This window comes from Halobacillus sp. Cin3 (genome assembly GCF_947311855.1).
Taxonomy (GTDB): Bacteria; Bacillota; Bacilli; order Bacillales; family Halobacillaceae; genus Halobacillus; species Halobacillus kuroshimensis.
Map to the genome: position 1 here is coordinate 797,448 of NZ_CAMZMV010000001.1, position 14,257 is coordinate 811,704.

The 14,257-nt window shown below is 45.4% G+C and carries 15 protein-coding genes and 1 other RNA gene; 3 read left to right on the top strand and 13 right to left on the bottom strand.

Annotation, left to right across the window (positions count from 1 at the left end; all coding sequences use genetic code 11):
* Positions 1–130: 130 nt before the first annotated feature.
* The 4 genes from QMA39_RS04310 to QMA39_RS04325 all read right to left on the bottom strand — a co-directional run bounded on the left by QMA39_RS04310 (position 131) and on the right by QMA39_RS04325 (position 2,923).
* A complete protein-coding gene (locus tag QMA39_RS04310; RefSeq protein WP_156896448.1) occupies positions 131–307 on the bottom strand; it encodes a hypothetical protein in 177 nt (58 codons plus the stop codon).
* A 90-nt stretch (positions 308–397) separates the two neighbouring features.
* Positions 398–907, bottom strand: coding sequence for an isoprenylcysteine carboxylmethyltransferase family protein (locus tag QMA39_RS04315; RefSeq protein WP_027954372.1), 510 nt, complete (start codon positions 905–907; stop codon positions 398–400).
* Positions 908–1,987 (bottom strand): naringenin-chalcone synthase, encoded by a 1,080-nt coding sequence (locus QMA39_RS04320; RefSeq protein ID WP_281658063.1) that lies wholly within the window; start codon positions 1,985–1,987, stop codon positions 908–910.
* Between the two features lie 168 nt (positions 1,988–2,155).
* A complete protein-coding gene (locus tag QMA39_RS04325) occupies positions 2,156–2,923 on the bottom strand; it encodes an SDR family oxidoreductase (protein WP_206932776.1) in 768 nt (255 codons plus the stop codon).
* Positions 2,924–3,043: 120 nt separating this feature from the next.
* Here QMA39_RS04325 and QMA39_RS04330 point away from each other — a divergent pair, with 120 nt between their 5' ends.
* A complete protein-coding gene (locus QMA39_RS04330; RefSeq protein WP_206932777.1) occupies positions 3,044–3,592 on the top strand; it encodes a hypothetical protein in 549 nt (182 codons plus the stop codon).
* Between the two features lie 41 nt (positions 3,593–3,633).
* Here QMA39_RS04330 and QMA39_RS04335 read toward each other — a convergent pair whose 3' ends face one another.
* The 7 genes from QMA39_RS04335 to QMA39_RS04365 form a co-directional block, all read right to left on the bottom strand.
* Positions 3,634–5,133, bottom strand: coding sequence for a carboxypeptidase M32 (locus tag QMA39_RS04335; protein WP_281658064.1), 1,500 nt, complete (start codon positions 5,131–5,133; stop codon positions 3,634–3,636).
* Positions 5,134–5,255: 122 nt separating this feature from the next.
* Complete coding sequence (locus QMA39_RS04340) at positions 5,256–6,410, bottom strand: class I SAM-dependent RNA methyltransferase (protein WP_027954377.1); 1,155 nt, start codon at positions 6,408–6,410, stop codon at positions 5,256–5,258.
* Positions 6,411–6,522: 112 nt separating this feature from the next.
* An RNA gene (gene rnpB / locus QMA39_RS04345) (RNase P RNA component class B) lies at positions 6,523–6,900 on the bottom strand.
* Positions 6,901–6,994: 94 nt separating this feature from the next.
* Positions 6,995–7,306, bottom strand: a complete 312-nt coding sequence (gpsB, locus tag QMA39_RS04350) for a cell division regulator GpsB (RefSeq protein ID WP_281658065.1) — start codon at positions 7,304–7,306, stop codon at positions 6,995–6,997.
* An 81-nt stretch (positions 7,307–7,387) separates the two neighbouring features.
* Positions 7,388–7,954 carry a DUF1273 domain-containing protein gene (locus tag QMA39_RS04355; protein WP_027954379.1) on the bottom strand — a complete coding sequence of 189 codons (567 nt, stop codon included), beginning with the start codon at positions 7,952–7,954 and terminating at the stop codon, positions 7,388–7,390.
* A 94-nt stretch (positions 7,955–8,048) separates the two neighbouring features.
* On the bottom strand, positions 8,049–8,549 hold the full coding sequence (locus QMA39_RS04360; RefSeq protein ID WP_281658066.1) for a CotD family spore coat protein: 501 nt from the start codon (positions 8,547–8,549) through the stop codon (positions 8,049–8,051).
* 252 nt (positions 8,550–8,801) lie between these two features.
* Positions 8,802–9,203, bottom strand: a complete 402-nt coding sequence (locus tag QMA39_RS04365) for a cytidine deaminase (protein ID WP_027954381.1) — start codon at positions 9,201–9,203, stop codon at positions 8,802–8,804.
* Between the two features lie 172 nt (positions 9,204–9,375).
* On the opposite strand from QMA39_RS04365, the gene QMA39_RS04370 reads away from it, so the two are divergent.
* On the top strand, positions 9,376–12,441 hold the full coding sequence (locus tag QMA39_RS04370; RefSeq protein ID WP_281658067.1) for an efflux RND transporter permease subunit: 3,066 nt from the start codon (positions 9,376–9,378) through the stop codon (positions 12,439–12,441).
* A gap of 47 nt (positions 12,442–12,488) precedes the next feature.
* On the opposite strand, the gene QMA39_RS04375 is transcribed toward QMA39_RS04370, so the two are convergent.
* A complete protein-coding gene (locus QMA39_RS04375) occupies positions 12,489–12,851 on the bottom strand; it encodes a DUF1798 family protein (RefSeq protein ID WP_281658068.1) in 363 nt (120 codons plus the stop codon).
* A 53-nt stretch (positions 12,852–12,904) separates the two neighbouring features.
* Positions 12,905–13,171, bottom strand: coding sequence for a hypothetical protein (locus QMA39_RS04380; protein WP_281658069.1), 267 nt, complete (start codon positions 13,169–13,171; stop codon positions 12,905–12,907).
* A 491-nt stretch (positions 13,172–13,662) separates the two neighbouring features.
* On the opposite strand from QMA39_RS04380, the gene recU reads away from it, so the two are divergent.
* On the top strand, positions 13,663–14,253 hold the full coding sequence (recU, locus tag QMA39_RS04385; RefSeq protein ID WP_027954385.1) for a Holliday junction resolvase RecU: 591 nt from the start codon (positions 13,663–13,665) through the stop codon (positions 14,251–14,253).
* Positions 14,254–14,257 lie beyond the last annotated feature (4 nt).

The window sequence follows — 14,257 nt, forward strand, 5'->3', positions numbered from 1 at the left end:
GCATAGATCGTTGAACCCTTCACGTTCGCGAAAGAGTACAAAATCACTCCTTCTGTCCGTCCCCATTATAGCATTTTTATTCGACAAATTTCTTCTGTCTTTGCTTCTTTTTCAAAAATAAAGCCAGGTCCTAGGGCCTGGCGGAAATGGACGTTTCATATTCTTTTCTCATTTCCTCAAGGGATGCACGCTTTTGTAATTTCAATCTGTCGATGACAGAAACGGCCGGCGCAGCCCCGACTTTAGCTGTTATATAGATCATAAGAACACTGTACACCATCGTCACAGCAAGAAGAAGCAGAACCATCATCTGCACACCTTTCTAATTGAAAATGATTTTCATTTCTATTTAGAAATTATAGCAGAGCTTCGGCAGGTCCGCAACGTAAAATCTCTCCTATATCCGCTCCTTCAGCGCTTTTTCTTCTTCCGGTATCCGGACCGTTAAAACCATAAGATGGAGAAAAGGAAAAACAAGTGCAGTCGCATAAGCATGAAACAACACAGGGATGACCAGAAGCTCAAAAAATACAATCACATAATTAGGATGCTTCATATATTTATATAACCCACGACTGATCGGTTTCTCCTCGGGAAGAACGAGAATCCTTGTGTTCCACCTTTTCCCAAGTGTAGATATGCACCATATTCTCATCCCTTGGAGAACTATAAAAAGAAAAACGGCGGGATAGAAGATGGGTTGAAACACAAAAGTAGTAAACGTATATTCTGCTATGATGGACAGAAAAAACAGGGCATGCAGAAGGATAAACAGATAATAATGATTACTCCCCCATTCTTTCGCGCCTTGAGAAAGCATCCATTTCCGATTTCTTGCTGCCAGAATAAGTTCACCAAAGCGCTGAAAAATAATCAACGAAAAGATCAGCCACAACAGCATCTCCATCTATACCCACTCCAAACTGATAATTTCTGAACTGAAGCCAGGTCCGAGAGATGTCATGAATGAACGCGTGCCCGCTTCAGGACGCTGGTCCATAATACGCTCCAGGACGAAATGGACGGTTGGTGAAGACATGTTTCCATGCTGCGCCAATACGTTTTTGGAGGAAGTCAGCACAGAATCTTCCAGTTGGAGAACCTCCTTGTACGCCTCCAGTACTTTCTTCCCTCCGGGGTGCGCGACGATAAATGGAAGCCCGTTGATATCCCATTGGTGCTCATTCAATACTTCACGTGCATGGACACTCCAGAAATCCTTCACTAACCGTGGAATACTTTTTTTGAAAATAACTTCAAAGCCATTGTCCACGACACGCCACCCCATCACATCTTCACTATTCCGTTTTGTTTTGGAGCTGGCACTGATTATCGAAGGAACCGTTTCTTGAAGCTGGTTGTTCATTTTCCATGTATCGCCCGAAACAAGTACGGCAGAAGCACCGTCTCCGAATAATGCTGTTCCCACAAAATTGCTTGTTGTTGCATCATCCAATTGGAATGTCAAACTGCACAGTTCCACACAAACCACCAGCACGCAGCTATCCGGATGTCCCAGCAGCCATTCATAAGCTTTTGCTACTCCACTCGTTCCACCTGCACAGCCAAGACCAAAAATCGGGGTTCGTTTCACACTCTCCTTAAAATGCAGTTCATTCATTATGTAGGTATCGAGAGTTGGAGTGGCGATTCCTGTTGATGAGACAAATATGACGTGATCGATGGATCCATAGTCAAAATCTCCTCCACACACCTTTCCTACACAGTTTTTCACCGCTTCTAAACTGTACTGGAGAGCTTTATCGACGTACAGGTCATTTCGTTCTTTTAATCCGTGCTGCTTTTTATACCAATCCAATGGCTGCGCAAACTGTCGTTCTTTTACTTCCGCATGTTCAAAGATGGGAAGCAGTCGTTTCATCTCGTGAGGTTTCATAGGAAACAGTTCTTTTACCAGGTGCTGGACATCTGTTTGAGGACAGGAATATTCCGCACGGGCCGTTCCTGCAGCAATAATGTAAGGCATTGTCATCCTCCTTTTTCTTACTATGTGTAAAAAAAGGAGATTTATGTTTGTATGGATTTCTTCTTAGTGATGGTTTTTTTGTTTTTTATAATTCGGAGTTGCTACTAAGTTTTAAGTTGGATTTAAAAGGCATGGATTCCACTATGGATGATGGCTGTTTTTTCATTTTTAAAAGCCGTAAATGGTCATGCCTCCATCTACAAGGAGCGTCTGTCCTGTCATATAATTGCCGGCGTCTGAAGCCAGAAATACGGCTGCGCCGCTGAGTTCTTCCAGCTTTCCAATCCTGTTTAACGGCGTCCGTGCGAGAATCTCTTTCACATACTCCTCATCCTGAAGCAGCTTTTCTGTCAAGGATGTTGGAAAGTACCACGGCCCGATCGCGTTGACATTGATGTTGTACTTCCCCCATTCAAGGGCAAGATTCTTAGTCATCTGAATGAGCGCACTCTTCGTCATGGCATAAACCACACCAGTCCGAAGAGCGGTGTGTCCCCCTACAGAAGAGATGTTAATAATCTTACCTGCCCTGTTATCCATCATGATCCGTCCGGCATATTGAGAAAGAAAGAAGGCGCTTTTCATATTGGTATTGATGATCTGGTCCCACTCCGATTCGGAGACAGAGGCGGCTTCACTCCGGATATTCATGCCGGCGTTATTCACCCAGATGTCAATGGGCCGTCCCTGCCTGATTTTCTCGACTTTTTCAATGATAAGATCATAATGATTAATGTCTTCTACTATTGGAAAAGCCCGCTGCCCCAGTTCCTCTACGTCATTCTTTACTTGGTCAAGCTCCACGCTGTTTCTGGCAATGACGATGACGTCAGCACCGGATTCAGCAAAGGCCAGCGTAATGGCCCTTCCGATCCCTTTCGTTCCTCCAGTGACAACAGCTAAGCGGTGATCCAGTCTGAAATTTGGCAGATACATAGGTCATCCTCCTGTTTATTCGATGAATTTTCAGTATATTGTAACATTTTTGCTAATTCTTTACATTTTTCTCCTGCTTTTTTACAATAAACGTTGTAACTACATAAGGGGGTCATAACTTTGAAAAAATGGTTGATTGCTCTCGGTGTAACTTCGGCATTGATAACAGCCGGATGCAGCGGAGACACAGAAGAAAGCAGTGATTCAGAAGGACAAAACGAAGAAACGGCTGAAACAGAAGAAAATAACAGCCAGGATCTAAAAAAATCACTGATGGATGCCCAGATGGAATTGACCGATACATTTAAACCGCACCAACAGAAAATTTCCGCCTATCAAGCAGCGGCTGCTGAGGAAGAGCCGGATACAGAAACCATTACATCAGCAGGCGAAGAAGCGAAAACAGCCGCTGGTGAAGCAGCGGCTGCCGCTTCAGACTACACCGTAGAAACCGAACTCCCTGATGAAACGAAAACAAAAATCCAGGAAGCCATGCCTTCTCTTCAGGCTTACTACGAGGAAGTAGAAAAAGCATTGGATGAAAATCTAGAAGAGGCCGACTTCTCAACTGCTGAAGAAAAAGCAGCGGAATTCAATGAGCAGTTTGGTCAGATTCTAAAAGATGCCGACTTCCCAGCAGCCCCGGATTTAATTGGTGAAATGTCATAATGATAAGATACCCAGCTGCATGCAGCTGGGTATCTTTTTAATTACTTGGATAACTTATAGATGTTCTGGTATTTTTCAGTTACGTACGTAATGAGGTAATCGGGATTCAACCCTTCTCCTGTCACATCCTGGATAATTTCAAGCGGCTTCTTCATTTTTCCATACTTGTGAATGTTCGCCGTCAACCACTCCTGAATCGGTTTGAAATTCCCTTTTTCCATACAATCATCCACATCAATATCTTTCCTCATCACCGCGTTCATCTGGGCTGCGTACATATAGCCGAGAGCGTAGGAAGGAAAGTAACCAAAATCCCCCCCTGACCAGTGGATATCCTGCAGCACTCCCTCACCGTCGTTGGAAGGAATGATGCCAAGGTAGTCCTCCATCTTCCTGTTCCATAAATCAGGCAGATCCTTCACTTCAATTTCCCCACCGATCAAGGCTTTCTCCAGCTCATAGCGGACCATAATATGAAGACAGTAGGTCAGCTCATCCGCTTCAATTCGTATGAACGAAGGCTTCACTTCATTTACAGCTTTATAAAAGTCACTCAAAGGAAGCTCCTTAAAGCTTTCGGGTGCATAGTTCTTGAAGACAGGGTAATGGTTTTTCCAGAAGCTTTCACTTCTTGCGATAAAGTTCTCCCAGAAAAGGGACTGGGATTCATGGATTCCCATGCTTGTCCCATCCGCCAGAGGAGTGAAGGCTAAGTCTTTTGAAATGTTCTGCTCATATAGAGCGTGACCACCTTCATGAATGGTACCGAATACAGCGGTCCGAAAATCTTTCTCATCGTATTTCGTCGTTACCCGCACATCATTCTGGTTCAAACCGATGGCAAATGGATGGATGGTTTCATCCAGCCGCCCCGCCTCGAAATCATAGCCCATCCGCTTCAAAATCTCCTCACTGAAGGCAGCCTGCTGATTTTTAGGGAAATGTCCTTCCAGAACAGATGGATCGGGTTTATTATCAGAAGCTTGAATATCAGACAGCAGACCTGTCAACGCCTCTCTTACCTTAGGAAAAACCTCATCAAGAATCCGGACGGTCATGCCAGGCTCATAACTGTGCAGGAGCGCGTCATATTTATGCTCTTCATATCCCCAATATTCAGCAAAGCGGCGCTTAAAGTCCACCAGTTTCTCTAAATAGGGCTGGAATAAGGCAAAGTCATTGTTGTCCTTTGCTTCCGCCCAGACCGATTCCGCCCGGCTCTGCAGTGTCACATATTCCCTGTATTCTTCTGCCGGTATTTTCACCGTGCGAAGATACGTTTCTTCCGCTTCTTCGACCGCTCTCTCCATCATCGGACTGGATGTCCGCCCCTTCAATTCGCTGATCATCGCTTTCATCTGATGTGAGGTCTGGATTTCATGCACTTTGGAAGAAAGGACTCCAATCACCTCTGAACGTCCTTCTATCCCTTTTTTCGGTGCTTTTGTCCGCATATCCCATGCCATTAAACCAATAGCTTCTTCATAGGACGCCTGTTCCTTCAGCAGATCCTGAAATTCCTTCTCGGTATGACTGCTCACAGTACCCTCTCCTTTTTACAACATCGTTATGTAGATACCTTTTCATTATAGCAGTCTTTCTCTCTACACACAGGAATAGAAAAAGACCGCCCGGTTATCCGGACGATCTTCTCCTTCACTCTTTAAAAGCCTTTGGCTGTCTGTTTTTTCTTCTTCCCGAAATATTGATAATAGTCCGTCTTGATATATCCATTGAAGAGCTTCCTCTTCTTCGTTGCGGACTGGCCGTACAGTTTTTCGAAGCCTTCGTGAGACGTCAGGATGTAAACGCTCCATGATGGATAATCACGCATGATCATGCCAAGATCTCTGTACATCTGTTCCACTTCTTCACGGTCACCGATCCGCTCCCCGTAAGGCGGGTTGGATACAATATATCCGCCGTCCTGCTTCGGTTTCAAATCATTCATCTGCATCTGCTTCCACGAGACAAGCTCACCAAGTCCCGCTTCCATCGCATTTTTTCTGGCGATTTCAATCATTTTCGGATCAAGGTCTGACCCTGTAATATCCAGAGGCTGGTCATAATCCGCGGCATCTTCCGCTTCCTGAAAGGCATCATCCCAGGCTTTTTGAGGGATGAATCCCCAGCCTTCCGATGCAAATTCGCGATTAAACCCTGGTGCAATATTCTGCCCGATTAAAGCGGCTTCGATTGCGATGGTTCCAGAGCCGCAGAAAGGATCGACAAACGGCTTGTCCGGATGCCAGTTCGTAATCTGAACGAGAGCTGCGGCCATTGTTTCTTTCAACGGGGCTTCCCCCTGTCCCACTCTATAGCCGCGCTTATGGAGGCCTGAACCGGATGTATCGATTGTAAGAAGGGCTTCATCTTTATGAATAGCCACTTCCACTCTGTAAAAGGAGCCGGTTTCCTTCAGCCACGAGGCCACTCCATGCTTTTTCTTCAATCGTTCCACAATCGCTTTTTTAACAATCGCCTGACAGTCCGGAACACTGTACAGTTTCGATTTAACCGATTTTCCTACAACGGGAAACTCTCCGTCTTCTTCAATGAACGTTTCCCATGGCAGGGCTTTCGTTTCTTCAAACAATTGATCAAAACTTGTCGCTTTGAACCGGCCGACAAGCAGTTTAACCCGGTCTGCTGTCCGCAGCCACAAATTCGTTCGCGGAATGGCTGACACATCGGCTTGGAAAATGACACGTCCATTTTCCACTTCCACATCCTCATACCCGAGCGCTTTCACTTCTTTACTGACGATTGACTCCAGGCCCATCGCCGCTGTCGCGATTAATGTTACTTTTCCCGGCATCTTTTTTCTCCCTGCCTTTCCATTTACATATGAAAGTCAAAATAAAAACCCTTCTAAAAAGCATAGGGCTTTCCAGAAGGGTAGCTTATACATAATGAACGACCTTTGAATACTCTGTAAGCCATGTTCTGTTCCATCGTACTGCCAGCGGTGGTCAGCCTCGTACTCCGGTGGCAATCATCTATCTGCCGTAAAACGGCCTTTTCTCAGGTTCGTTTCCCTTCAAAAAGTGCCCCTACCTAAATTTGGGTTGCTCGCTCGCGGGGTTTACCTCGTTCCACCCGGCATATTTCTATACCGGCTCCGTCACTGTGGCACTTTCAAGGTAGTCATTCCCTATCCGTAGACGTAGGAATTTTCCCTGCCGTAAGTTCAAAAGAACTCCCCTGACTTATGATTTCGTCAGGCACGAACACTACAGACATCTCAGTACTGTGCGAGCATGGACTTTCCTCTGCGCAGTCAAGCTGCGCAGCGATTACCCGAGTATTCAAATGTATGTTGTCATCTGTTTCATTTACGCTTTAATGACGCACTGATAGAGTATACCAGAATCCTTCGCTTTTGTCATGTGGATTTTTTTGTCATTCTTCGGCGTATTTGTTTCCGAACACAGCTTTTTCCAGATTGGATACCCGCTTCAGAATGTCGTAATTGACCTGCGGTGTGCTGCCTGTGTTCTGCTTCTGCCTGGAAGCAGTCTCTCTTGAGGACATTTTCTTCAAACGTTCATTTTCGTGTTGGAGGCGTTCAATCTCCTGCTGAAAGCGGTCATAGTCCTGAATAATTAAGTCCAGATACTCATCCACTTCTTCCTGATTGTACCCCCGCATGGATGTTTTAAAGTCTTTTTCCAGTATATCCTTACCTGTCAAATGATACTCTTCTAAGTTCATTCTTTTCACCTCTGTTCCACACATTACCTACATTTTTTCAAATGGAGCCCCAATTGTCAATTTCATTTTTGTATAAAAAAATCACTGACTCCAAAAATCCGGATCGGCCATCCGCATTTCCTCAACGGTTTCCTCCAAATCAAACGGGGTAATATATAGAATCTGATAATTTCCTTTTTCCACAGCTTTTTCTGCCATATTTAGAAAGAAGCGCGGACTGCCCTCGGTCTCTTCATTATATAAAACGAGGCAGGCATCCGAGTGTTCAATAAGAAACTGATCTCTCGCTTTGAACTGATACGGTGCTTCATATCCCTTATTATAAACAGGCTGGTAAAAATCAGCCGTCATCGTAACTTCCTCATAAATCATCTGCAGATCTTCCGGCCAGCGCTCCTGCTGGTTCTCAAAAGGAGGAATGACGCCGAGGTTGACCGCATAATCTTCATCCTTCAGGTCAAGAACGACTTCAGCTGTCCAGAGTTCCACACCCATCTGCCCGGAAACAAGCACCCATTCAAGACCTTCATCAATATATGTAACCAGACGCCTTTTGATGGTTTCCTTTATAAAGGAGACTTTATCATCCTGCTGCTTGAATATCCCTATTTCCATGGGTTTGTAACCGGTCACCACTAACGTTCTCACGGCCGCACCGCCTTTCATTTGTTCCTTGCTTTCCCTATTTTACCTAGGTTTAAGGCAAAAAGAAAATAAGCCACTGGTATGGTGGCTTATTGATTTACTCTCCGAACCCCGGACCCATCATCGGCATTTGGCCGTTCATCCCAGGCATCTGACCGTTCATACCGGGCATCTGACCTTGATTCATCATCGGCATCTGGCCGTTCATTCCGTTCATTCCGTTCATTCCAGGCATCTGGTTCATTGGCATTTGTCCGTTCATATCTGCCATTCCGCCTTCTTCCATATCTCCCATAGGGCCCGCACCCTGCTGGTTCATGTTTTCCATCCAATTATAGTCTGGAGAAGACCCTTGAGGGTAGGCAAATTCCTGCGTTTGGAAATTGTTTTGTTCGGAAACCATGTATGGGAAGTAATGGTTATTGTTCAACAGGTGGTTGTTTCTTACGAGAATGTGTGTCGGGTGAATGTAATCCTGATTTTCACAGAAAAAATTGTCTACAACACAATGTTGGACCGGACATACAATTGGACAGCGGTTGCTGCACTGTGACATCGGTCCACAGCCGCACGAGTCATGCATTGAATGATGATGCATTCTCCTTCACTCCTTGTTCTGTTATTCCTTATCAGCGTATGTCATAAACGGGAAGGATGTACTAGGCGAAATCATCATATCTCCCTCTTCCTCTGCTTGTGCACCAATAATTGGAAAGGAAGTGAGCTTCTTTTGTACGGTAGAAAGCATACGTAGGTCGCTGATTCACATTCCAACGTCCAAAGAATGTCAGAGAATACATAAAAGAAAGACTGCCGTAATTTCGACAGCCTTAATCGTCATCATGATCCATTACTCTTCCGGAAGATCAGAAGGCGCAAAGGAAAACGGCAGGATTTCATCCATCGTAAATGTTTTGGAATCACCGTTTAAGTTGGTTGTATAAATCGCTACTGAGGAATCGAAAAATTCACTCATCACCTGGCGGCAGGATCCGCAGGGAGGTACAGGCCTTCCTGTGTCAGCCGCTACAGCAAGAGACTTGAACTTTTTATGTCCATCGGAAATGGCTTTGAATATTGCGACGCGCTCTGCACATAAGGACACCGGATACGCGGCATTTTCAATATTGCACCCCGTATAAAGGCTGCCGTCCTCTGTAATGAGCGCTGCTCCTACAGGAAATTTAGAATAAGGTGTGTAAGCCGTACCTCTGGCTTCAACGGCATGTTTCATCAATTGTTTTTGTTCCAACGTCATCCCTCCCTATTAGTGGGAAGGTCATTATATATGAATGAAAAACAAAAGTAAAGCGATTTCAATAGAGAGAACCCGGCACATTGAGCAGATTGATATTTGACACATGTGTCGGAAAAAAGCGTATACTGGAGAAGCACATAGAGAATAAGATAAGGGAGGAAAGCACATGAAGACACTTTTACAATACAACAAGATTGTATGGGTATTTATCTTACTATTATTGTTTACAGGTATTTTTACGTACCTGCAGCTTCCCAAAAGGGAAATTCCTGAAATTAACGTGAACGTCGCTTCTATTTCCACGGTTTATCCTGGAGCCACGCCTCAGGAAGTGGAAAGTACCATAATCAACCCTCTTGAGGAGGAATTATCCTCGCTTGAAGGTGTGGACGAACTCACCTCCGCCTCTACATCAGGCTTCGGTTCTGTGACAGCGTCCCTGGCAGGCGGAGCATCTGTGGATACGGTGAATTCTAAAATCAGACAAGCCGTATCCGATGTTTCCCGCGGGTTCCCTGATGAGGTTCAGGAACCTGAAGTCAATACAGACACGACTATGTCTGCTGTCGCTTCCTATAACCTGACTGCAGATGAACAGGAAAGTCTTTATGACCTGCGCAGTGACATAATGGTGTGGGAAGAAAAACTCACCTCCATCACAGGGGTCCAGTCGATTTTGGTCAAAGGGCTGCCGGACGAGCAGTTGACCGTTTCTCTAGACAATGAAGCCCTCTCGGAAAACCAGCTCACACCTGTGGCTGTCATACAAAAAATCCAGCAGGAAATCAGTCCTTCCGCTATTGGAACAGAGGAAACCAATGGTGAAATCAAGCAGCTGCTGTTTCAAAAGTACGAAAGTGCAGAAGAACTGGGCGGGTTAAATATAGGCACCGGCGCTGACGGCTCCCCTCTTTCCTTATCCGATGTAGGGGAAACGACGGTCACAGACAAAGCACTGGAAGACCGTATTATCTACGAAGGAAAGCCGGCTCTTTCTGTAACGATTCTCGCCGAAGAAGGCGTCAACATATCCGCTTTACAGGAACAGATCACCGGGCAGATAAAGGAATTGAGCGGCGACCTTCCTGAAAACATAGAAGTCGAACAATTTTATACACAAAGTACCATCATTGAAGAAGTGTTTACGAACTTAATCACTTCCTTTGGAATATCGCTTCTTGCTGTTATCGTAATCATGGTACTGGGTCTGCCTCTATCATCGGCCGTTCTGGTGGCACTGGCTATACCGGTTTCCATCGTTATCGGCTTGATTCCACTGCCGTATGTAGGAGTTGACCTTAACCAGATTTCCATCATCGGCATGATCATAGCCATCGGTATTCTTGTTGATGACGCCATCGTGGTCAACGATAATATCCAACGCAGATTTCAACTGGGAGACGGCCCTCTTGAAGGAACGGTACGAGGAGTAAGAGAAGTTGGGAAATCAATTGTGACATCTACATTAATGATCATTTTCAGTTTCTTTCCGCTCATGTTCCTTTCAGGGACCAACGGCGATTTCATTCGAGCGCTTCCTTCTGTATTGATTTTTACGATTACCGCTTCCACCATCATCGCACTCACACTGATTCCAACGGTACAGTATGCGAGGAAACGCAGGACCAAACAAAAGAAAAAATCTAAAACAGGCTTGCTGGGCGGACTTTTTGACCGGCTTGAGCGTGTCTATGCCGGCCGTCTGCTTCCTAAAACGACGAAACGGCCATGGGTGACAGCTGGATCAGGAATCGTGATCTGCATCCTGCTTGCTCTGCTTGCCGTTAAAATTCCATTTGAATTTTTCCCGGCTGCCGACAGACCTGAAGTAACCATCAATGTGGAAAATCCGAAAGGAACAACGCTTGAGGACACAGAGACAACCCTGCAGGATATGGTTCGTTTTATCGAGGATTCGGAGGAACCCGTAACAGAAACAGCCACTTATGCAGGTACAGGTCTTCCGAACCTGTTCAGCTCCGGACTCCAGCAGACTGGAGAAAATACCGGACAGGTGCTCGTCCGGGTGGACAGGGATGAGACAAGCGCTTCCGCTTTTATTGAAAAATGGGAGGAACCGCTTCGCAATGAGTTTCCAAATGCGGAAATATTCCTGGAGACCATCGTGTCAGGTCCGCCGCCTTCTCCTCCTGTTCAAGTGAAAATTCAAGGCCCTGATATCAATCAGCTGTTTGAAACGGCTGAGCAGGCCAAGCAAGAGTTTTCCTCTATTGAAGAAGCCGAAATTGTAACCATCAACGCCGATAAAAATCAGCCGTTTGTTGAATATATCCCTGACAGATCCCTGCTTGCTGAAAATGGAATTGCTGTCGATACCGTAGTGTCCCAGCTTCAGCTGGCCAATTCTGGTGCACCGCTGGGTACATTCGACAATGGCGTCACACGCCTGCCTCTCCAAGTCATCCTCGATGATGGCAGCGAAGAAGGAGCAGCTCTTGAAGAACTCCGTGTAGCTGCTTCAAGCAGTGAAAACGGCCCACCTGAGACGTTCACACTGGATGAAGTAGTCTCTGTTGAGGAAACGGAAGGCATCGGAGTCATCCCTCACTTGAACGGAGAACGCACATTAACGATCGAAGCCTATCCACAGGAAGGTTCCGAGGATGAATTTTCCAGTAAAGCTGAAGAAGTGACTGCTTCTATTAAAGAGAACCTGCCTGAAGGCTATTCTCTTGTAGAAACCGGACAGAATGATGCGCAGACGGAATTCTTCATTGAAGTATCCAAGTTATTTGTAATCGTTCTGTTCCTGATCTATTTAACCATTGCCGTTCAATTCAACTCCCTGTTTATGCCGCTGCTGATTACCGGAACGGTATTCCTCGCTGTCACGGGTGCCATTGTAGGACTATTCGTTTCAGGAGAACCACTCAGCTTCCTGGCTGTACTGGGTATCGTATCCTTGTCAGGCATAGTCGTTCGAAATTCCGTCATTCTGGTGGAATTCATTGAGCAGAACCTCGGCTCCTATGCGACGACGGCAGAAGCTGTCATTGAAGCAGGGCGTGCCAGAATCCGGCCCATTGTCCTGACTTCCCTGACATCCATCGCTGCATTAACTCCGATCATCTTTTCCGGCGATGTCTTATTCAGACCATTAGCTGTATCGATCGTTTCGGGACTTGCTTTTTCCACAATACTCACATTACTGCTCGTTCCTTCTTTCTATTTGATTTTCGCAAAAGTGACGAAAAGGGAAAAGCGGGCATAACAAATAAAACCGGAGCTAACTTCATCAGCTCCGGTTTTATTTATCTCTTACGATGATCTTTTTTCGATATCACTCAAAATCATATCCAGCACATAATGGGATGACTGGTATAATTCCTTGAACCGTTTGCGATCCACATCCAGGTAATAGCTGTGGAGAATGATCATCTCAATATTTTCATGTGTCGATTTCACCTGATTCGGGTGAACGGACGATTCTCTATTTTTCACAAACTGCTCCGCTTCCTCCATCCATTGATGGTTGACCTCGAACATCGGTTTCGTTTTTTCCTTCACATGAGCGAAGAAATCCCGGTTGTTTCTGTCCACAGGTCCATCTGTATGGAGAAAGCGTTTATGCTGTTGATCGATTAAGGATTTTAATTCCCGTGTATATTCTTTTAACGACATCCTCCCACACCTTTCCCTTCTACTTTATCATGTGGGCAGGGATGGCATCAATTTTATCCGACAGACCTTTTTTTGGCCTGCTGCGCGATTCTTCCCATGTAAGCCTGGCGTTTTTCTCTTTTCATATGCCTCAACTCTCCCTGCAGGTTCAAAACCTCTTCCTTTAACTCATCCACTTCTTTCCGGTGGGCGACTGTCATGGAAAAAACAATTTCATCCGCTTTCAAGGACATTCTTCTTTCAAGGAGTGAGAATTTTTCCTGCAGCTGGAAAAGCTGACGCTCAAATTCCTCAGGCGTGACGACAATCGGATTGGTCATGGGCATCTCCCCCTTTATTGGATACGTAACAAATTCTCTTCCCCGTGCATATCTCCTTTAGGAATGACAAGACTAGAACTAAAGCAACAAAACAAGTCAAATCCATTAATACCTTCGACATTAAAGGAGGAGTCCACATGGCAGGGAAAAAAGATAAGAAGAAGAAAAAACCGGTGAAAGCCGAGACTGACAATCCTAAGCTGGCGGGAGAAAACCGTCCGGCCACATAAGGATGATGCTGCTGCTATTTCTTTTAGCAGCAGTTTTTTTATCCTCACAAACGCAAAGGGATTTTCGAAGGACTATATATACAGGTTTAACATGTCTGTTCATAGGGAAATTTCCCTGGTGCTGAATCTTTCTGTGTCGGAATTGTGACAAAATGAAACTTTCCTCTGGTTCAAACGTCTATAAGAATTGAACCATTAGTATATATGCGTGGAGCGTAAATTTTGGTATGATACTCTCATGGCTACAGGGAGGGAAAAACATTGAATTATCCCAACGGGAGACGCAGCTCAAGCCGTCATGCTGCTCCCCAAGGAAAGACAAAACCAGAATTCAGCAACAGAGGGATGACCCTTGAAGAAGACATTAATTTAACGAATGAATATTATCTGCAGGCCGGAATGGCGGTCATCCACAAAAAACCGACACCCGTTCAGATTGTTCAGGTGGATTACCCAAAGCGCAGTGCAGCCGTTATTAAGGAAGCTTATTTTAAACAGGCGTCCACGACAGACTATAATGGTGTCTATCGTGGCAGGTACATTGATTTTGAGGCAAAGGAGACGAAGAACAAAACGTCTTTTCCACTCAGCAATGTCCATCAGCATCAGGTGGATCATATGAAAGCCGTGGAAAAACACGGGGGCATCAGCTTTTTCATTATTAAATTCACCCCCAGGGATGAGGTCTATCTTCTACCCTCTTCAACGCTGTTCGCCTTTTGGGATGACCAGCAGAACGGAGGTCGGAAATCGATCCCCTACCACAGTATTGACAAGGAAGGTTTTCGTATTCCTTTTCGTTACCAGGCCCGGATTGATTACGCCGGGGTTTTGGATAAGCTTTATTTCTGAAATG